21 protein-coding genes are annotated in these 19093 nt (G+C 64.9%); 8 read left to right on the top strand and 13 right to left on the bottom strand.

Features of this window, described 5'->3' with window-relative positions; translation table 11 throughout:
* Positions 1–40 precede the first annotated feature (40 nt).
* The gene (locus tag ACQP2U_RS14515) at positions 41–1420 is read right to left on the bottom strand and encodes a lipase family protein (RefSeq protein ID WP_433715118.1); all 1380 of its coding nucleotides are present in this window, start codon (positions 1418–1420) and stop codon (positions 41–43) included.
* A 265-nt stretch (positions 1421–1685) separates the two neighbouring features.
* On the opposite strand from ACQP2U_RS14515, the gene ACQP2U_RS14510 reads away from it, so the two are divergent.
* Together ACQP2U_RS14510 and ACQP2U_RS14505 are read left to right on the top strand one after the other, a co-directional pair.
* Positions 1686–2162, top strand: a complete 477-nt coding sequence (locus ACQP2U_RS14510; RefSeq protein WP_433715117.1) for an N-acetyltransferase family protein — start codon at positions 1686–1688, stop codon at positions 2160–2162.
* A 134-nt stretch (positions 2163–2296) separates the two neighbouring features.
* Entirely contained in the window at positions 2297–2722 is a 426-nt protein-coding gene (locus tag ACQP2U_RS14505) for an FAD-binding protein (RefSeq protein ID WP_433715116.1), read from the top strand.
* Between the two features lie 116 nt (positions 2723–2838).
* On the opposite strand, the gene ACQP2U_RS14500 is transcribed toward ACQP2U_RS14505, so the two are convergent.
* Positions 2839–3159: a DUF3349 domain-containing protein gene (locus tag ACQP2U_RS14500; protein WP_433715115.1), complete on the bottom strand. Its 321-nt coding sequence runs from the start codon at positions 3157–3159 to the stop codon at positions 2839–2841.
* A gap of 8 nt (positions 3160–3167) precedes the next feature.
* Positions 3168–3272, bottom strand: coding sequence for a hypothetical protein (locus tag ACQP2U_RS14495; RefSeq protein WP_433716470.1), 105 nt, complete (start codon positions 3270–3272; stop codon positions 3168–3170).
* Positions 3273–3610: 338 nt separating this feature from the next.
* On the opposite strand from ACQP2U_RS14495, the gene ACQP2U_RS14490 reads away from it, so the two are divergent.
* Both ACQP2U_RS14490 and ACQP2U_RS14485 read left to right on the top strand, forming a co-directional pair.
* Positions 3611–3763, top strand: a complete 153-nt coding sequence (locus ACQP2U_RS14490; RefSeq protein ID WP_433715114.1) for a hypothetical protein — start codon at positions 3611–3613, stop codon at positions 3761–3763.
* 90 nt (positions 3764–3853) lie between these two features.
* Positions 3854–4447: a hypothetical protein gene (locus tag ACQP2U_RS14485; protein ID WP_433715113.1), complete on the top strand. Its 594-nt coding sequence runs from the start codon at positions 3854–3856 to the stop codon at positions 4445–4447.
* Between the two features lie 189 nt (positions 4448–4636).
* Here the strand turns inward: ACQP2U_RS14485 and ACQP2U_RS14480 are convergent, their stop codons facing one another.
* The 6 genes from ACQP2U_RS14480 to ACQP2U_RS14455 all read right to left on the bottom strand — a co-directional run bounded on the left by ACQP2U_RS14480 (position 4637) and on the right by ACQP2U_RS14455 (position 9421).
* Positions 4637–4879: a hypothetical protein gene (locus ACQP2U_RS14480; RefSeq protein ID WP_433715112.1), complete on the bottom strand. Its 243-nt coding sequence runs from the start codon at positions 4877–4879 to the stop codon at positions 4637–4639.
* 336 nt (positions 4880–5215) lie between these two features.
* Positions 5216–6394: a lipase family protein gene (locus tag ACQP2U_RS14475; RefSeq protein ID WP_433716469.1), complete on the bottom strand. Its 1179-nt coding sequence runs from the start codon at positions 6392–6394 to the stop codon at positions 5216–5218.
* Between the two features lie 431 nt (positions 6395–6825).
* Positions 6826–7026 carry an EF-hand domain-containing protein gene (locus ACQP2U_RS14470; protein ID WP_433715111.1) on the bottom strand — a complete coding sequence of 67 codons (201 nt, stop codon included), beginning with the start codon at positions 7024–7026 and terminating at the stop codon, positions 6826–6828.
* A 661-nt stretch (positions 7027–7687) separates the two neighbouring features.
* On the bottom strand, positions 7688–8008 hold the full coding sequence (locus ACQP2U_RS14465) for a hypothetical protein (protein ID WP_433715110.1): 321 nt from the start codon (positions 8006–8008) through the stop codon (positions 7688–7690).
* Between the two features lie 37 nt (positions 8009–8045).
* Positions 8046–8468, bottom strand: a complete 423-nt coding sequence (locus tag ACQP2U_RS14460) for an Hsp20/alpha crystallin family protein (RefSeq protein ID WP_433715109.1) — start codon at positions 8466–8468, stop codon at positions 8046–8048.
* A gap of 134 nt (positions 8469–8602) precedes the next feature.
* Positions 8603–9421: an SDR family NAD(P)-dependent oxidoreductase gene (locus ACQP2U_RS14455; RefSeq protein WP_433715108.1), complete on the bottom strand. Its 819-nt coding sequence runs from the start codon at positions 9419–9421 to the stop codon at positions 8603–8605.
* A gap of 127 nt (positions 9422–9548) precedes the next feature.
* Between ACQP2U_RS14455 and ACQP2U_RS14450 the strand changes: the two genes are divergently transcribed.
* Entirely contained in the window at positions 9549–10196 is a 648-nt protein-coding gene (locus tag ACQP2U_RS14450; protein ID WP_433715107.1) for a TetR/AcrR family transcriptional regulator, read from the top strand.
* Positions 10197–10334: 138 nt separating this feature from the next.
* Here the strand turns inward: ACQP2U_RS14450 and ACQP2U_RS14445 are convergent, their stop codons facing one another.
* Positions 10335–10979 carry a TetR/AcrR family transcriptional regulator gene (locus tag ACQP2U_RS14445; RefSeq protein ID WP_433715106.1) on the bottom strand — a complete coding sequence of 215 codons (645 nt, stop codon included), beginning with the start codon at positions 10977–10979 and terminating at the stop codon, positions 10335–10337.
* Positions 10980–11152: 173 nt separating this feature from the next.
* Here ACQP2U_RS14445 and ACQP2U_RS14440 point away from each other — a divergent pair, with 173 nt between their 5' ends.
* Entirely contained in the window at positions 11153–12433 is a 1281-nt protein-coding gene (locus tag ACQP2U_RS14440) for a cytochrome P450 (protein ID WP_433715105.1), read from the top strand.
* A 23-nt stretch (positions 12434–12456) separates the two neighbouring features.
* A complete protein-coding gene (locus ACQP2U_RS14435) occupies positions 12457–13320 on the top strand; it encodes an enoyl-CoA hydratase/isomerase family protein (RefSeq protein WP_433715104.1) in 864 nt (287 codons plus the stop codon).
* Positions 13321–13565: 245 nt separating this feature from the next.
* Here ACQP2U_RS14435 and ACQP2U_RS14430 read toward each other — a convergent pair whose 3' ends face one another.
* Both ACQP2U_RS14430 and ACQP2U_RS14425 read right to left on the bottom strand, forming a co-directional pair.
* A complete protein-coding gene (locus ACQP2U_RS14430; protein ID WP_433715103.1) occupies positions 13566–15110 on the bottom strand; it encodes a carboxylesterase/lipase family protein in 1545 nt (514 codons plus the stop codon).
* Positions 15111–15225: 115 nt separating this feature from the next.
* Positions 15226–16878 (bottom strand): MFS transporter, encoded by a 1653-nt coding sequence (locus tag ACQP2U_RS14425; protein ID WP_433715102.1) that lies wholly within the window; start codon positions 16876–16878, stop codon positions 15226–15228.
* Between the two features lie 370 nt (positions 16879–17248).
* Between ACQP2U_RS14425 and ACQP2U_RS14420 the strand changes: the two genes are divergently transcribed.
* Positions 17249–18190, top strand: coding sequence for a LysR family transcriptional regulator (locus ACQP2U_RS14420; RefSeq protein ID WP_433715101.1), 942 nt, complete (start codon positions 17249–17251; stop codon positions 18188–18190).
* 92 nt (positions 18191–18282) lie between these two features.
* Here ACQP2U_RS14420 and ACQP2U_RS14415 read toward each other — a convergent pair whose 3' ends face one another.
* A complete protein-coding gene (locus ACQP2U_RS14415; RefSeq protein WP_433715100.1) occupies positions 18283–19092 on the bottom strand; it encodes a sugar phosphate isomerase/epimerase family protein in 810 nt (269 codons plus the stop codon).
* Between the last annotated feature and the right edge of the window lies 1 nt (position 19093).

Below are 19093 nucleotides of genomic sequence, written 5' to 3'. Positions count from 1 at the left end.
CGCCGGTTCTGGGCTCGGCCCGCGATCCGCTGGTCCGAGCTCACCGCCTTGGGCATTCACTCGGGGCGGGCTCGCCGCGCAAACGTCCATCGATCCAGCCGATTTCCCCGGGAAACCCGGTGAACAGGGCGATGATGTGCTCGCCGGGTTCGGTGCGGTGCACCGCTGGGACACCGCGCGCGCATTGGTCGCGGTAGAGATCGTCACCGTTCTCGTGCGGGATCCAGAAGTCGCTTGCGGCGTGATAGATGTAGAGCGGCGTACCCGCTTTACGGTCCGTCAGGTTGAGCTGCCCGAAGATCCGATCCGCGAAGCCGCTGGTCAGCGGGGCACTGATATTCGCGGCGGCGTCGATCGGGACGCCGACCACACCGAGCGGGCCGTTGCTGTCACCACAGCTGTCCTTGATCGGTGAGGTCGCTGCCCACTGCGCCAGATGGTTCAGGTAGCCGAGGATCTCCGGATGCTCCCGGCTCATCGCCAGCGCGACAACCAGCAGAATGCCGGATGCGGAATTTCCGTTGAACCGGCTGGCGACCATTCGATAGTCGGTGACGACTCCGCCTATGGCCGCCCCGACCACCGAACCCGACAGCTCCGGCGCATACTCGTCGAGCAGCATGGTGGCCGCATACGATGCGATCGCACCGCCGGAATATCCGGTGATCGCGAAACGGCTGTCCGTGAACTCGGTCGGCACTATGTTGCGCACAGCTCGAACGGAATCCAGCACCACATGCCCGGCAACCCTGGGTTCGGCATAGGCCATCCACGGACCCTCATGGTCGGGAATCAGCACCGCGTAGCCGCGGCTCAGCCCCCATGCGGTGTTCGGTGGAAACAGATCACCCACATTGAACTTGCTGTGCAACCCGTGCGCCATCGCGTAGCTCGGCGTGCAGTTCAGCCCGAGCGAATTGATCGGCAACGCATTCACCAGTACCGGCCGATCCCCCGGCCCCGTCCATGCGGCGGCGGGAATCACCAATGTCGCGGTACCGAAGGATGGCACGCCCGATGCGTCCGTCGTCCGGAATTTCATCAGGATCGCACGCTGAATCGGCACAATCGCCAGCGGTGCGGAAGTCGCTGTCACATCACGCCACTCGACGATATCGCCGGGAGCGAGACCATCGAGCCCATCCGGCCACGCGTCGAACATCCGGTCCCCCGACGGTGTGGACCGCACCGCTTGCCACAACGCCGCCAAGTCCGCGGGCACCGCACCGGACGGCGGTGACGCGGCGGGCGGAAGCGATGGCGCGGGGATCTGCGCGTCGATCCAGCGCTGCAGATCGGGCGGGGCGGGCGACACCGGCGCTGCCGGGCCGTTGGTCGGGTCGGCGTGTACGGGCACCTGCCCCACCAGCAGCGAGTAACCCACCATGCTCGCGACGACGACAGCTCGGAGACTCGACATCTGACACCTCCCGAATTCGACACCCCGACGAAGGCCAGACCATGTCGCGGCACAATCACTCCTCGGATCTATTTGGATTTGTCACGACTGCGCCCGCCCGACATGCTGGCCGACCCCAATTTCCGAAAACCACTGGCGCGCAAACAACCTCCGATGATCGTCGGCCCTGCCGCCACATCCGGTCTACTGCCGTCCTCATAAACACTGGTCAGCCGAGTATCGTTCTTGGTGGTCCGCGATGACCTTGCCCGGCACTAGGAAGCTCATGGACATCGTAAGAGCGCCGCAGCCGCAATACCGGCAGGCACGCCTCGCCGATATCGAAGATATCGCGGCCATCGAGGCCGAGGTGTTCGCCGAGCCGTACCTGTATCTGATGCTGCGCCAGCTCTACGACCTGCACGGATCCGATTGGCTGGTCGCGGAGCTGGACGGCCGGGTGATCGGCTATGCGCTGACGCTTCGAAAGGCGGGTCGGGCGCTGCTCTTCACGTTCGCGGTGGCCGAGCAACATCAGGGCAAAGGCTACGGCCCCACCCTGCTGCATCAGATGCTGCAACATTGCCGGACCGATGGAGCCGAGGTCGTCTATCTGACGGTTCGACCCGACAATCAGACCGCGGCGAACTTGTTCAAGCGAGCCGGGTTCGAATTCGTCGAACATGATGACCAGTATTTCGGGCCGGGTGAACCACGAGGTGTGTTCGAGTACCGATTGCGTAGGCGACACCTGGACTCGTGACCATGTTCGTTGCGGCCGCGAAATCGCCAGTTGAGCCACCGCGCCTCCAACGCATCGCCGAATATCAGCGGTTTATCGAATTCTTTGTGCGCCAACGCTATTGATCCATCGGAACGAGCTCACCCACGCGTGACATGTCAACATCAGAATTCACTCAAATCTCAACTAGAACCTGTTACAGTCTGCCGATTCGAGGCACTTTCCTACGCCTCACATCGGAAGGTTTCGCTCATGTACGACCGACGCCCTCGGCCAGCACCGGCGTTCGCCAAGGGATGAATCGCCGGAAATTCTTGGCGGGCACTGCAATCGCGGCCGGGGCGATGGCGCTCAGCGCCGCGGCGTGGACCGCCAAGGCGTCGGCGGCACCCATCGGCAACGGGGATCACGTGCCGAATCTGATTATCGGCAGCGGCTACGGCGGTGCGGTCGCCGCACTGCGTCTGTGTCAGGCGGGCAAGCAGGTGGCGATGATCGAGATGGGACAGAACTGGACCACACCGATAACTATGGCCGACTCAACGGCTACGCCGGGCTGTACGTCATCGACGGATCGCTGATCCGGGTAACACCGGCGTCAATCCCTTCCTGACGATTAGCGGTCTCGCCGAACGCAATATCGAAAAGATCATCGCCACCGACCTGGCATGACACTCGGCCGTTCGTGCGGGGTCGATCAGCATTCTTCCCCGTCCGAATCGGACCATGCGTCATCGATCGGCCAACCCGCGGCCAGCAAATGCGCTCGGACGCGGGCGATATCGGATTCGAGCGGCATCTCATCGGTGAGCTTGGTGATGAGCACGCCGACATCGACCCGGTCAGCTGGAATCGCCCCCTGCTCGATGAGCTCGCCCGCCACTTGTCGCACATCCGCTTCGGGCAGCCGCCGTGACAAGAGAGCCAGCAACGGCACGTAGTCCGGATCCGGCACACCGTGCGGATATCCGGCACGCAGCCACGCGACGATTCTGGTGAGCAGATCGGATAGGGCCATAGGAGGTCTCAGGTGTCGGACGGGTGTGCCAGCGGCCACCCGACCGCGGCGAGCCGGGCCGCGACTCGATTCATATCATCCTCGCCAGGCTCTTCGGGCGCGAGTTCGCCGATCGCGTCCTGGACCTAACCGCCCGGGCTTGATGGTGGCCGAGGTGGCCGAAGCGCACGGCTGCCCGGCTTTGGCGGCGGCATCCCGGAACCACCGGCCGGATGGCTGCATCGACACGGATCGCGTTCACCAGCGGTGGGAAGGGTCGGGCAACCGGCCTGGGCGAATATTGGAATGCCGCCTCCCGAGAAACTAGCTGTTCGGAATTTGCGTGACGATGATCTGGCACCCCGCACCACGGTCGACCATGCTCACCGATGCATGCACATCGCTGGAAAATCCAACGACTGCAAGACCGCCCCATGAGCCCGACGTACACCTGCGAGTCAACCTGCGTGGAGTGATCCTGGACTTCATAGCCCGGGCCAGCGCCGCCGAGCAGTTCATCGAGGACCACAGGACCCACCACTATGTCGACGCCGTTTCGGTAATCCCGGGCGACGGGCGCGGACTGCCGCGACTCCCGAACGAGGAGTTATACGTCGGACCCTAGAACCGGGTGCCATCAGCGCCTGTCCGGTATCGTTGCTGGACCGACCTGATCGATTCCACGTCGGCCCCGGGGGTCAGCAAGGAGTTCGCCGTGGTTACACCACACCAACCCGAATCCTTTCCGCCGCAAGGGAATTACCTTGATCCACAAGGCTATCCGTATGCGCAGCAGCGTCCGGAGTATCCGCGCCCCGGGTTCGGTGCACCGCCGCGCGCGGGGGCCTCGCCACTGGACTGGATCACCGCAGGGCTGCTCGTCGTATCCGCGATTCTGACGGGAATCTGGCGGTTCACCAACGACTACCTCGATTTCGGGGAACACATCCCGTTCCTGCTCATCGCCGCGATCGCCGTGCTGGCGGCCATTATCTTGGTGACCGGCGCCGGTGCCAAGAACGGCGCGTTCCGTGCACTCGCCGCCGTCGCCGCGGGCGCTCTGTTCTCCCCCGGTCTCTGGTTCGTGATCAGTATGGCGCGTCACTCGGAATTCACCGAGGCTAAAGATTTCGCCCTCGGCATCCCCGGCGCACTACTCGCCTTGGGCGCTTCGGTGACGGCAATCATCTCGGCTCGGTCGTCCACGCCACGAATCCCGACCCCGCCGTACCCACCGCAGTGGCAGCAACCACCCGCCCAATACCCGCAGCACCAGTACCCACCGCACTCCTCCTGGCCGCCGAGGTAGCCCTTCCGGGACGCCGATTTCCGGCAGATTTGGGCGAACCGCCCACGCCACAACGAGCCCCTCGCACCTCGGCATGGCTGGATGGGCGCACAGCGACCCAGGTTGTTGACACGCACTCGGATGTGGCCCAAGGGGATTGGATGTCGCTGCACCTCGCGCCCAACGCTCGCACACCCGCAGCGATTGACGCTAATGCTGCGGCAAGCCCCAACAGGGATAATCACGTCCGGCATCGACAAGGCCGACACTCTGCGGTGTTCGGCAGATGACGTGTGGTTTGTGGCGATAGTCCACAACCAAGTGCAGAGTCGCGGCCTTCTCCCCCGTGAACGTCTGATGGCATTGCGAACAGTGGCACACATTGTGCGCGCTCAATGGCCACCAGCGCTGACATCCCCGGCATTTCACCGTCTCCGGCGATCTCGTCTTCATGATCACTCACCCACTTGCGCAACCCGGATGCGGTCGGCCATCACCATCTCGGTCGTACCCGCACCTAGCCGCGTCACACCTTCATCCTCGACCGGCGAAAAGACCATCCTGCCATGGCATCGTCTCATCCGCTCGTCGCTCGGACACCAGAAAACCCCTTCCGAACATACCGGAAGGGGCTTCTTGTCAACCGATCGAATCGTTGTGCACTGGACCGAATCAGATCCGGCCACAACCACTTTCACGATCTTTTCGGACGACCACGCGCAGCACTGCGGCCCGACCGCGGGTACTACGCCGCCGCAGCGCACACGTCGGCGGACGAGTGGCGATCTCTCAGCAGCTGGCGGGCGCGGGCTCGCCGAGAATCCGGGCGTTCAGCCAGCTCAGCGTCTCGGGGGCACCGACCACCGCGGCCGACAGATGCTCTAACGCGGGCACTTGCAGCGTCTGCAACCGCACCCCGGCCGCACACCAGCGGGCATCGACATTGTCGATCGCGTCGATCGGAATAAGGGGGTCGGTCGGCGAATGCCATTCGAACACCGGTATTTCCGGAAGCCCCGCAAAGAATTCGAGGCTGTTCTCCCTCAACACCGCCCGCGCCTCGGGCAGCGCACGGGTAGGGCTGCTGGCGAGGAATTCGCGGGCGCTGCCGCCGACACCGGTGACGAGGATCTGGTTGGTACAGCTGTTGGCCATGGCGTCCCGGATAGCCAGGCCGCGCTCGTTGAGATACGCACTGACGGGCATCCGCTGCGGATACTCCCGCTCCAGACCGATCGCCGCAGCCATGGCCAGTCCGAAGGCCGGATGGGTCTCCATGCCCACCGCCTCCGCCATCTTCTCGAGGTTCATCGGGGCGCCGCCGATGGCCGCGCCCGCAAGCTGCAGTTCCGGTGCGTACGACCGCTGTATCGCAGCGGCCCATCCGGTGGCCATGCCGCCGCCGGAGTAGCCGGCGAGGACGACCGGGCTGTGCTGCACGGCGAGTTCGGGCAGGTGTTTCACCGCGCGCACACCGTCCAATACGATCTGGCCGCCCAAACGCGCAGCCCCGAAAGCGAAGTTCGGGCCGAGATGATCCGGCAGCGCGATACTCCAGCCCTGCGCCAGCACTGTGTTCAACATCGCCGCTGTCGCCACGAGATTCGGATCGCCGGTGTAGAGCTGGTGTGATACCGAGCAGTCGGTGCCGAGCGCATTGATGAAATGTTGGTACGACAGCAGCGGCCCGTCGGGCTGGTGGCCGAGAGGTGTAATGACCGTCGTAGTCGCCGCGATCGGTGCACCGTGCGAGTTGGTGGAGCGGAAGGAGACCAGTGTGACGGTGGCGCCGGGGAAGAGGACCACCGGTGGCAGCGCCCGCACGTCGAGCACATCACCGGGCCGGTGCGCCGCCAGATCCGTCGGGGCGGAGTAGAACGGGTCCGGATCGGGCTCCGGATACAACGGCTCGGCGGTTGCCGTCGTCACCAGCAGCAGCCCGAATATCACGCTGGCGAGCGCACTCAGGGCTTGGAGCGAACCGCTGCGCCTGCCGCAGAGAAAGCGAAGAAACTGACGAGTCAAGACCATGACCTCCATGGGTAGTTCACGGTGTCCGTTTGACCAGCAAGTTCGAGCTCACGTGCGACCTTATCGGCAAACTATCAGCAATACGCCGAAATAGCCGATGCGCAGGGAAAATAACACCGCACCTTCGGTATGGGCAAACCTAATCTGCGAAACGGTGGGCATCACATGGGCGAGCGGTCGCCACGTCGGCAGGTTCTTCGCCGGAGAGGTCGCCCTCCGGCGACGCCATGGTGACGTCGTGGCCGTCGCGCGACCGAAACCACGACTACTCGGCGACATAAGCGGCCGCCCGGAGATTACTCCGGGCGGCCTCGTAACCTTCCATGGGGATCGTCGGAGGTAGCCCCCGCGATCCCGGTGGACTGCGGTTACGGGGTGAATGCCTCGAACTCCTCGAAACTGAGTGCACCGTCGCTGTTCGCGTCGGCGAAATCGACGATCCTGCTTGCTTCAGCGGCGGTGATCTTCGGATCACTCTGGAGGTGCATTTTCAACTCGTCCACCGTGATGACACCGTCGCCGTCGATGTCGATTTCATCGAACTGATCCCTCTTCGTCCTCTGTGTCATTCTCTGCTCCTTTGTCGGTGCGGATTCCTGACGTGCTGACTGATAGAGACAGTTGTTTCGGCTTGTCCTGGTTCGATCACTGTTGGCGCAGCGGCGGGCTACTCGCCGATCCATACCCGCTTGCGTTAATCGCTGGTTCCGAAAGTTGTGCGCGTTTCGGTATAGCGCGGCAAAGTCCGCTGGGCATGCTTGAAATACTACGTTTGTGCCGACCAGGCCAAATCACTCCGATGGCCAGCACTCGAGCCAGGACCGAATCAAGTATCGGCGATCCACTCGGCCGAGAACAGACGAATGAAAAGAACGGACCTGCCGAACGATAAGACCGAAGAATCCAACTTTCGGTTCGCCATTGTCGACGCAAAGGCTGTGGCCATAACATCATCCGGCGAACGGGGCGGGTGGGCCCGAACAAGGTGCTGACCGGGCCCACCCGTAGATGGAAGGAGTCTGGAACTATGTGACGCGCTCTCGCGGGCGGGCGCGACGCGGTGTCTGCCTGGCTGCCACATCCGGTGGCTGTGCACCGCCCGGCCACGGCCATCCCCACCAACCGGGGGACCTCGGGGCGCGGGTCGGTGCTGGTGTGCAGGCTCGGGGCCGCGCCTCCCACCACCCTGCGAGAACGATTTCTTGTTGTAGGACGGGCATCACCTCGCTCTCATGCTGGTAACCATGCTGCCGGTACCACGCAGGGGCCCGCGATCAGCGGAGGGCTGCGCTGGGTGGCTCGCCCGGTCGTGGGGCGCCGGCCGCGCAACCGGGCGAAGTACTCGCGGTTCGCCGGCCGCACCCGCGGCCCTGACCTGGGCACCGGCACCGGCACCGGCACCGGCACCCGCGGTGTACCGGGTACCCGCGCGAGGGCTTCGCGCAGGATCTGATCGACCTCTGCGAAAAGCTGCTCGAGGTCCGGGTCCAGATCGAGCAACACGGGACCGAGTGGTTCAGTGCCGGAAGGGCTCGACTGGGTGTGGATCATGACGCTGCCTCCTGCGGGAGAAGCGCCGGGCCGGGTGTCAGGCGTTGATGGCTTGGCGCTCGTGGTCGTGGCGGACGATCTCGATCTTGCGCGGTTTGGCCTTCTCCGCCACCGGGATCACCAGACGCAGTACCCCGTCGCGGTAGTCGGCGCGGATCGCATCGGTATCGAGGTGCTCGCCCAGGAACAGCTGGCGGGCGAACACTCCGCGGGTGCGTTCGGCGGCGATCATCGACCGCTCCGAGTCGAGCTCCGGTCGCGAAGCCCGCACAGTCACCACGTTGCGTTCGATATCCAGATCCAGCGAGTCCGGGTCGATGCCGGGCAGATCGAGTTCCACCAAGAACTCGTCCCCCTCGCGCCAGGCGTCCATCGGCATCGCCGCCGGACGGGCCGGTGTGCCGAACACCTGCTGGGTCAAACGATCCAGATCACGGAAGGGATCGGTGCGCATCAGCATGGTCGCCACCTCCAACTCACTCCAATCTCAATTGTCGAGGCAGATAACCTATGTCATCCAACACAGATTTTTTAGCACTCGATACGGAAGAGTGCAAGACCCTACGACAGGAAATCTCAGCAGCGGGCTCGTGATCAGATGGTGCTGCCGCCGTCGGCGAGCAGCGTGCTGCCCGTCATAAAGGCCGAGAGGTCGGACGCGCAGAACAGCACGACTCGGGCGATGTCGTCGGGAACGCCGATACGGCCGATCGGCCCGTTGAGCATCAAGGGGGTGGGCGGGGTAGCGCTGTCCGCGACCGGAGCGGTGGCCGCGGCCATCTTCATATTGCCCTCCGTGGGGACGAAACTCGGCGCGACTCCCAGCACTCGGATGCCCAGCGACGCGAGTTCGAGCGCCAGCTCGCGGGTGAGGCCGCGCGCAGCGTGCTTGGAGCCTACGTAGGCGGCCAAACCCGGTGCGCTACCACGGAATCCGGCGGTCGAGACGATGTTCACGATGACGCCGCCGGTACCCGCGTCGGATATGCGCCGCGCCGCCTCGCGTGCGCCGAGAAAGACGCCGCGAGCGTTCACGGCGAACACCTTCTCCCAGTCCTGCTCGCCCATCTCGAGCAGCGGAATGCTCGGGAAGACGCCGGCGTTGTTCACCCAAATCTCCAGGCCGCCCAGCTCCGCGACCGCACGGTCGGCCGCCGCCGCCACCGAGGCCGCATCGGTCACGTCCATGGCGGCGCCGATCACGTGCACGCCGTGCGCTCGAGCCAGCTGCTCGGCGGTGGCTACGGCAAGCTCTTCCTCGATGTCGCCGATCAGGACGTCGGCCCCGGCCTCCGCCAAGCGCAGCGCGATTGCCTTGCCCAGCCCACGAGCGCCTCCGGTCACGACCGCCCGCCGGCCCCGCAACGAAATGAGGTCGACGAGAGATTTGCTCGATACGTCCGCGATGGACATACATGGCCTCCTGTTGCTGTACCGAGTCGACACCTTCGCAGCAAAAGTAACCATGGTGGTTACTTTTTGCAATACTAGACTACGGCGATCGAGAGACTCTGCCCCGAGAACCGACCGAAGGACGCTCGTGCCCCCTTCCGCGCAGGCCGATAACCCCGCTGAACAGACTGGTCCGGGGCGGCGCCGCCGCGGCCCGAACGCGTCCACCCCGGCGCGGCGCGCGCAGATCGTTCGCGCCGCGCTGGAGAGCTTCGCCCAGCACGGTTACGAGCGCGCCTCCCTTCGCGACATCGCCGCGCGAGCGCAGGTGACGCATGCGGCGCTGCTGCGGCACTTCTCCGGCAAGGACGAGCTTCTCGTCGCCGCTTTGAACCAGCGCGACGCGGACGAGGAGAAGTTGGCGGCACAGATCCTCGAGGCCGGAACGGCCGGGGAGAGCGTGCTGGGCGAGGTCCTCCGCGCCGAGTTCGACGACCCCGGCTACCAGCGCAACTGGATGGCGCTCGCTGTCGCGGCGACCGACCCGGCGCATCCGGCGCACGAGTTCTTCACAGGTCGCCGTGAACGGCTGCGCGCACACCTGGCCAACAGCCCGCTGCCCACCGCCCACGACAGCGAATACCTTTCGGCCGACGAGAAGGTCACCCTGGTGCTGGCGATGATCGATGGCCTGCGCATCCAATCCCTGCTCGACCCGTCCCGCGAAACCCTCGGTCTGCTGGAGGTTGTCATGAAACTGGTGATCACGCCCCGGGACGACCGGTCTGGGACGTGAGCACACCGAGTTCTACAGCCCTCGCACTCGGATCGAACTAGGGGGTGCGATCCCGACGGCCAGCATGTCCAGCCTCACGCCGGTCAGGACCGACGGCGATACCGCTGGCATGGAACCGGTCGATGTTCCCGCAATCAGCTACTCGTCGCCGACCGGCTCTCGTGTTGCTGGTGCGAGGGCCACAGCCGGCTCACGCGGCGGCAGCGGTGTGCCGAAACGTCGCAGGTAGCGTTCGACGAACGCACGCAATTCGGCATGCCCCTGCTCGACCCCCACCGCACTCTCGTTACCGAGAATGCGCGCCGCCCCGGTGAGCAGCATCGACATCACCACCGGCGGAAACTCGTCCAGGTCCATGCCGTACGCGCGCAGGACCAGGGTGACGGCGGCGGTCTCGATGTCACGCACCCGTTCCGCATACGCCTTGAGCTCGGCGCCGATCACCTTGCGATGGTTGGCCAATGCCATGAATTCGGTATTCAGCTGGATGAACCGGGAGTCGGTGTTGATCGACCACAATGCCCGCAACGGATCCTCGTCGGTAAGCACTCGACGCACCCGAGCCAACTCGCGCTCGGCGCCGGCACGCAGCACGTCGAGGAACAGGTCATCCATCGTGGGGAAGTAGTAGTACAACAATGCGGGCTTCACCCCGGCCTTGGCCGCCACCCTGCGCGATGTCGCCGCGGCGTACCCCTCTTCGCGCATAATTTGAGCGGTCGCCTCCATCAGCCGGCTACGCGCTCCCGCATCCTTGCCGCTGACCGCACGCTTGTTGGGCATCAGTGAAACCTCTCGAGAAGAACACCAAGACAAGGCATTTCAAGGACATTTACGTCCCTTGACCGCTCACTTCGAGCCGTGGTAAGCATGCATCATCCTAACAGTTTGATCGATCGCTCAGTCTTGTGTCGACTGATCGAGCGCTCCACCCGCCACGAAAGGCCGGCGAGAAAATGACCGATCTGGCCGCAGTCGACTACTTCTCCGACCCCGCCGTCACCCAGAACCCCTACCCCTACCTGGAATACCTGCGTAGTCAGAACCCGGTGTTTCGCGAACCCCGCTACGGCGTCATCGCCGTCACCGGATACCAGGAAGTCATCGAGGTCTTCCGCGACACGGATACCTACTCCGCCGCTGTCTCCATCGGCGGCCCCTTCCCGCCGTTGCCCTTCGAACCCGAAGGCGACGACATCAGCGCCCAAATCGAAGAACACCGGCACCAGTTCCCGATCAACGAGTTCATGGTGACGATGGATCCACCGAACCACACGCGGACCCGGGCGCTGCTGAGCCGACTGATCACCCCCAAACGGCTGAAAGAGAACGAGGACTACATGTGGCAGCTGGTGGATCGCCAGCTCGACGAGTTCCTCGCCAACGGGCGGTGCGAATTCCTGGCCGAGTACGCCAAACCCTTCGCCACCCTCGTCATCGCCGACCTGCTCGGCGTCCCCGACGACGACCGCGACGAATTCCGCGCCACGCTGGCCGGGCACAAGACTCCAGGAAGCCGAGTGGGTGCGCTCGACGGCGAACCGGTGGGCACCAACCCGTTGCAGTGGCTGGACGACCAGTTCAGCGCCTACATCACCGACCGGCAGCGCACTCCGCGCGGCGACATCCTCAGCGTGTTGGCATCGACCACCTACCCCGACGGGACCAACCCCTCGGTCATCGAACTCGTCCGCCCCGCCACTTTCCTGTTCGCCGCCGGGCAGGAAACCGTCACCAAACTGCTCAGCTCCGCCGTGAGGGTGCTGGGCGAGCGGCCCGACCTGCAACAGCGGGTCCGTGACGATCGCAGCCTGATCGGTGGCTTCATCGAGGAGTCGCTGCGCACGGAAAGCCCGACGAAAGTCGACTTCCGGCTCGTGAAGAAGACCACCACACTCGGCGGCGTCGACATCCCCGCGGGCACCGTGGTGATGCTGTGCCTTGGTGCCGCCAACCGCGACCCCCGCAAATTCGAGGATCCGGATCAATTCCACATCGACCGCCGCAACGCCCGCGAACACATCGCCTTCGGCCGCGGTATCCACACTTGCGCCGGCGCACCACTGGCCCGAGTCGAAGGCCAGGTCACCCTCAACCGCCTCCTCGACCGTGCCTACGACATCAGCATCGACGACACCGCACACGGTCCCACCGGCGAGCGCAGCTACAAATACGAACCCACCTTCCTGCTGCGCGGACTCCGCGAACTGCACATCACCTTCACCCCCAGCGCGTAGCGAACGTTTCCGAAGGAGCGGCCGTGGTCAAACGTTCGAGATTCGCCGAGTATAAGGACCGCTACGCCAACTACCGCTTCGAGCTGAGCGACGATGGCGTGCTGCTGATGCAGTGCCACACCAACGGTGGTCCGTTGGTGTGGGACTGGCGTGCGCACGACGACATGGCCGACGCCTTCGCCGACGTGGCCGGTGACCGGGAGATCAAGGTGCTCATCCACACCGGCACGGGCACCAACTACAACGCCGACTGGGGCCGGCTCCCCGACGGCACCTCGCCCGCAGAGCCGGTATACCAGGCCATGCCGGGTCGGGACGGGCTACGGAAACTCGACGAAAAGGCTTGGTACGGCCAGAATCTGGTGTTCAACGTACTCGACGTCGACGTTCCGATGATCAGTGCGGTGAACGGGCCCTGCAACCTCCATTCCGAGGTACCCCTACTCGGTGACATAGTGCTGGCGTCGGAAGACGCCTGGTTCCAAGATGTTCCGCACTTTCCGCGCGGCATGGTGCCGGGCGACGGCCAACACGTGATCTGGAACTTCCTGGTCGGGCACAACCGTGGCCGATACCTCCTGCTGACCGGTAAGAAGCTGACCGCCCTGGAGGCCATGGAGTGGGGCGCGGTCGCGGAGGTGCATCCGAAGGACGAGCTCCTCGACCGCGCCTGGGAGCTGGCACATGAACTGGCCAAGCGGCCACCGCTGACCCTGCGATACACCCGCCGCTTGTTCACTCATCAGCTCAAACAGGCATTCCTGGCTCAGATGAACCAAGGCACCGCGCTGGAAACCTACGCACAGCGCGAATTCTTTCCGTTCGGCGGCGGCATGGAACCGCTCGACCGCGCCTGGGACGACCGGCCCTGGACGCGCCGCCAATAGCTGACTGCACCCACTCACCAACCCGCGCCGACCGCGCAGGGCGAGGTGCCTACGCCGGGCGAAGCATGATTCCGAGGTCGGCCGCCAGTCACGCCCCATTGCCCGAATGCGCTGCCGCGGTATTGCTTTCGAAACAGTCGTGATTTGCGGGTGCCTGCATCCACTGATCGAGCCGTCCAGACCTGCTTCGGGGACGCTGCACGTCCTTCGCCGAGTCTCGCTCGGCACTGTCGCTATACGCGTCGCTACCGCGACGGCTGCAGCAGAGGCAGAGCGCCGAAAGTGTATCGCTGCCAGAGCCGCCGGGATGGCTCCTCCGGATACGGGGCTACGGTCGGCTTCGCATCGAGGAGCTGAACCAGCCGCCGGCCCGGCTCGTAAGCGGGCCAGCCCGGATCGCCCGTCGCGGCGAAGCGACCCCAGGCGGCGCGCATCCGGACCGACAGCTCGAGCGCCTCGGCTGAGGGCTCGGAACCCAGCAGCAGTGGCCCGAGATGTGTTTCGTACGTACCGAACAGCAGCGTTTCGTCGAGTGCGTGACATGCGCCGAAAACCCCGCGCCGGCTGGGCGCCGCCCACGTGAGTTCATACATGTAGACGCGTCCGCCGGCCCCAGCCTGGGCATCCGCGAGATGTACTGCGGGCATGCGGTATTGGTTGTCGGACTGCACCAGTTCGCACAACTGCGCCGCAGTGGCATCCGGGAATGCCGCACGATAGGCCCGCTCGCTGCCAGGCCCCGGGCCGTAGCGCCGCAGGTCGAATTCGGCGCGCTCGTCATCGATCGCTTCCAGTTCTCCGGTCAGCACCAGAAAGAGCTGGCATTCGTGCCGGTTGTGTCCGATGATGAGGTCGATGTCCCGACCGGCACCGTCCGCGATCGCCTGCCACGGTGTCGTCGGCAGGATCTCACCGTCCACTACGGGAGCGAAGGGCGCGAGCAGATACGCGGCCGAGCCCCAGGTTTCGGCGTACTCACGCATCGCGGCCCCCACGGCCGCACCGGCATCCGGCAGTCGCCGCGGGTCGACCCCGGCCAGGTCCGCCACCGTCGGGCTGCGGCCAACGGCCTTCGCGATGACCTCGGCGATGTCGGCGGCCAATTCGTCGGAGAAGTACTTGCCGGGCATACTCTGCATGACGGCCCGCCGGAAAAGCCCTGCGGCACTGGGCATGGCTAACAACGCCGCCACCGAACCGGCGCCGGCGGACTCACCGCACACGGTGACCCGATCGGCGTCGCCACCGAATGCGGCGATGTTCTCCCGCACCCACCGCAGAGCGGCGACTTGGTCGAGCAGGCCACGATTCGCCGGGGCTCCGGATATCCGGGCGAACCCCTCCACACCGACCCGGTAGTTGAACGTCACGACGACGACGTCTGCCTCGCGGGCAATCCGGTATGCGTCGTAACCGGGGCTACCGGAGAAACCGAGTTTGTATGCCCCGCCGTAGATCCACACGATAACGGGCCGGCGTTCAGCCGAATCCGGTTGCGGCGTCCAGACATTCACCGTCAGCCAGTCGTTGCCCTCCGGGATCTTCGACATACCTGTCAGCCCGGCGATTCCCGCTTCCTGCGGTGGCGGCGGACCGAACTCGAACGCGTCGCGGACGCCTGGCCAAGGGGTGGCCGGGCGCGGCGGCGCAAACCTGGCATCGCCCACTGGTGGCTGCGCGAACGGAATCCCACGGAAGACGGCTACCCCGTGCTCGATTCGGCCACGTACCGCGCCACCACAGGCGCGGACGACAGGTTCGACCGGCTCTTGGAGCGACGCTTCGGACATAGTCAACCTCGCATTCTGCGCCGTATGACCGGCGCGCGAAATCGCCTCGGGCCCAACTACACGAGGCGAGCAGAGCCGACATGCGGCGCCTGGGTGGGCGCCGCATTCTCGGCGATCAGACCTCGAACCCGCCGGTCGCCGGCTTGTCGAACTGGCGCATGGCCACCACGGCGAGCACCAGCGCCACCGCAGCCGCGATGGCGAACATATAGAAGGCGTCGATGTAGGCCGACTCGCTCGGCAACTGCGCCATCGGCCCGGTGTCGAGCTTGCGGGCTTCGACGTGCCCCGGCGCGTTGATATGCAGGATGAGCGGATGTGCCGAGAAGATCGCCGCCGTGGCCGCGGCGGCCGCGGCGGTACCGAAACTGTTGAACGCCCCGTACATTCCGGCGCTGATACCCTGCTGTTCCTGCGGCACCGATTCCACCACCATGTTCGGCAGCGTGCCAAGGAAGGCGCCCGCGCCGATACCGGCGATCATCGCAATCAGGGCCAGCTGCAACGCATTCTCGTGATACAGCGCGAACAGCACCGACGCAAGAATGAACATCACCGGCGAGATGATGTAAGGACGCCGTAGCCCGAAGCGGGTGGACAACCAGCCGCACAGCGGTGACACGATCACGTACACCACCGTCATCGCCAACAGGGCCCGCACTGTGAACTGCAGCAGCGTCAGGTTGAGGCCCGGCAACTCTCCCTCGACCGAGAAGTACTGCATCATCATCGACGGGGAGATGTTCATTTGCGTCTGCTGCGACGCCTGCGCCGCCGCTTGCTGGGCAGCACCCTCGACGACCTGCCGCTTGATCGCCTCACCGGCGGCGCCGCCGGGCGTCTCGGCAAGGTAGCTCATCAGATAGCCGAGGCCCTGCATGATACCCACCGATAGGAATGCCGCCGCCATGATGGTGACGAACCGGGGCGTGCGCAGCAATGTCGGGTCCATGATCGGTTCGGGCGTGACCAGTTCCCAGCCGTAGAAGACGATCAGTAGGACAACACCACCGATCAGCCAAGCCAGCGCAGAGAGGCTGGCCCATCCCCAGACGACTCCTTGGCTGAGGTAGATCAGCACGCCGCCGATTCCGGCGCCCAGCAGGACCGCGCCGACCCAGTCGATGCGGCTTTTCACCCGCAACTTCGTCTCGGGCACGAGGATCGCCAGCGGGATGATCGTCACCACGGTCCAGCCGACGCAGAACCAGAATAGCGACCGCCAGCTGAAGTGATCGGTCAACAAACCACCGGCTACCGGGCCGAGCACGGCGCCGACCCCGGTACCGCCACCGGCGAGGGCGATGGCCATATTGATGTGCCGTCGCGGCATCAGATCGCGAATCAAGCCGTAAGAGACGAATATCGCCGGGAACGCCACCGCCTGCAAACCGCGGCCCAGCAACATCAGTGGCCACGTCGACGTGACCGCGACCAAGACACTTCCGATCAGAGATGTTCCCAGACAGGCCAGGATGATCTTCTTCTTGCCGAGGCGATCGGACAGTTTGCCGGCCACCGGGACCAACACCCCGCCGACGATCGCATACAGGGTCGACATCCAGGTCAGCTGGCCCGCGCTTTGTTGCGGGAAGTCCGCACCGATGTAGGGCGTGGCCATCGAGACGAAGGTGAAGTAGTACGTACCGACCTCGGTGGCCAAGACGATCGCCAGAATTATCAGGATCACCCGCAGTCGCGAGGCGCCTTCGAGTCGTCCGGTGTCGACCTCGTCAGGACGAGCGACATCCACAGACGGTGTTGCCATGGGCTTGCTATCTCCCTTCGTCCGCATCCAGCGCGGACTGCTGTGTTCCCCCTCCAGAACTACGGATCATCATTATCCAAAAAGGAGAATCGCATTTACGTAGAATGTACACATCACATATCTCGATGCAGGTTCAGCATTCGCGCCAGCCCGCGCCACCACATGTAGGGCGACTGAACACATCGTCGAACGCCCGGAGCCACAGCGGACCCTTCGCTGCCACACCACATCTCAACCGCCCCTATCTCGCTATTGACCAGACAGCTCACTCAGTGCTATCCATAGCCGAACTCGTAGTTTGGGCACACGTCTAGCATCCTGGACGAACCCGAACAATTTCGGAACCGAACCAGAGGGCGTCCGAATTGTCATGGACATCAAGCAGTTGACCGCCTTCGTAACGGTCGCCGAATTGGGCAGTGTGACCAGGGCGGCCGACTCGTTGCATTCGACCCAGTCCTCGGTCACCCGGCAGATCCAGGCCCTGGAGCAGGAACTCGGCGTCATGCTGTTCGAGCGGAACCGCCACGGCATGACGCTGACCAGCGCCGGGCGGGTGATGGCCGAGCGTAGCCGATCCGCCCTGCTCGAACTCGGCCGCGCACGGGCGGAAATAACACCGATGCCGGCCGCCACCGGCACGGTAACCGTGGGACTGCTCGAGAGCATCGCCGAGACGATCGGCCTACCACTGGCAACCACCGTGCTGCACGAATATCCCGGGCTCGACCTGCGTGTGGTCGTCGGCGATTCCGGCCATCTCCAGCGCAGGATGGACGCGGGCGAGCTGGACGTCTGCCTCTCCGCGGAGCGCCCTGGCATCACGGCACTGTCGCCGACCCCGTTGGCGACCGAGCAGTTGTGGGTGATCGCCCCGGCGGATGCGCTATTGCGTGCCGATGCGCCGGTCGCGCTGCGCGACGTCGCCGAACACCCGATGGTGCTGCCGCCCGTCGGCAGCGCGCTGCGAGATTTGCTCGACAGCACGGACGTGCGTTTCCGGGTTGTGGTCACCGCTTCGCTGCGGATACAGAAGCAGTTGGTTGCCGGAGGGCGAGGGTGGGCAGTCCTGCCACCGATCGCTTTCGCGGAAGAGCTCGAGGCGCACTCGATCAGCGCTGCGCCACTGCACGGACCGCAACTGCGGCGCCGGATCGTCCTGACCATCGCCCCAACCGCTCCTCGCACCCCGGCGGCGGAAGATGTCGCCCGGCTACTTGCGCGGCTGGTGCGCTCCGAGATCCGCGACGGCCGCTGGCCGTCGGCCCGGCTGATCGGCTATCGCGGGGACGACAGCCGGCTCTGCCGTTGACTGGTACCGGTATGCGCTGACCTCGGCTACTACCGACCGCGGCCGAACCACTGCGGAAACCGAAAACCGACGCACGGCAACGTCATTCGTGATCACGAAATGGTGCGGCCAGCATCGATCAGGATACGGCGGTTGATGGCGAGAAGCTCGAACGGATCGGCCTCCGTGATGTCGATCTCGGTGATGTGCCAACAGCCATCGGGGGCCACACTTACGGCAGCGGGCACATCGACGACTCCGGCACCGATCGGAACCTGAGGCTTGGGCCGCATCGGGTCGTCAAGCCCACCTGGGCCGTCCTTCAGATGCAGGGCTGCCACTCGCGCACCGAGCCGGGCCAGAATCTCGACGGGGTCCTGCCCGGCCGATACCGCCCAATAGACGTCGAACTCGGCCACGACGATCGGGTCGAGCAATTCCCACAACACGTCGAAACCGACTACACCGCCATCCAATTCGGCCCATTCGAATTGATGGTTGTGATAGCCGAGCCGGACACCACGATCAGCGAGCAGGTGCGCGACCCCGTTCATGCGCCCTGCGAACCTCTCCAGCGACTCCCGGTCCCCGAACACCGCACCGCCGAATCCCTCGACAAGCAGCGGAATCGCCACGATGACGGTGTCCGTCTCCAGGATGCGGCACACTTCGGCAACGGCATCCTGGCTGCCCGCGGGAATGGCTGCGTGCACAGAGCTCACGGCGAGCCCGGCAGCGTCGAGGTCCGCCCGCAAGTCGCGGGCGTTGGCGAGCAGTTGCTCGGTCGGCGTATTCCAGAAGCCGAGCGCAAATGGCTCGACGTACCGATAACCGATCTGCGCCAGCCGGGCAAGGGTTCCGCAACGATCGACCGCGAGCGCATCGCGGACGCTGTAGAGCTGCACACTGAGCGTGCCGGACATG

The sequence above is a fragment of the Nocardia sp. CA-084685 genome (assembly GCF_050955785.1).
Taxonomy (GTDB): Bacteria; Actinomycetota; Actinomycetes; order Mycobacteriales; family Mycobacteriaceae; genus Nocardia.
Note: the sequence above shows the minus strand (reverse complement) of the source record. Positions and strands in the feature narration are given on the sequence as shown.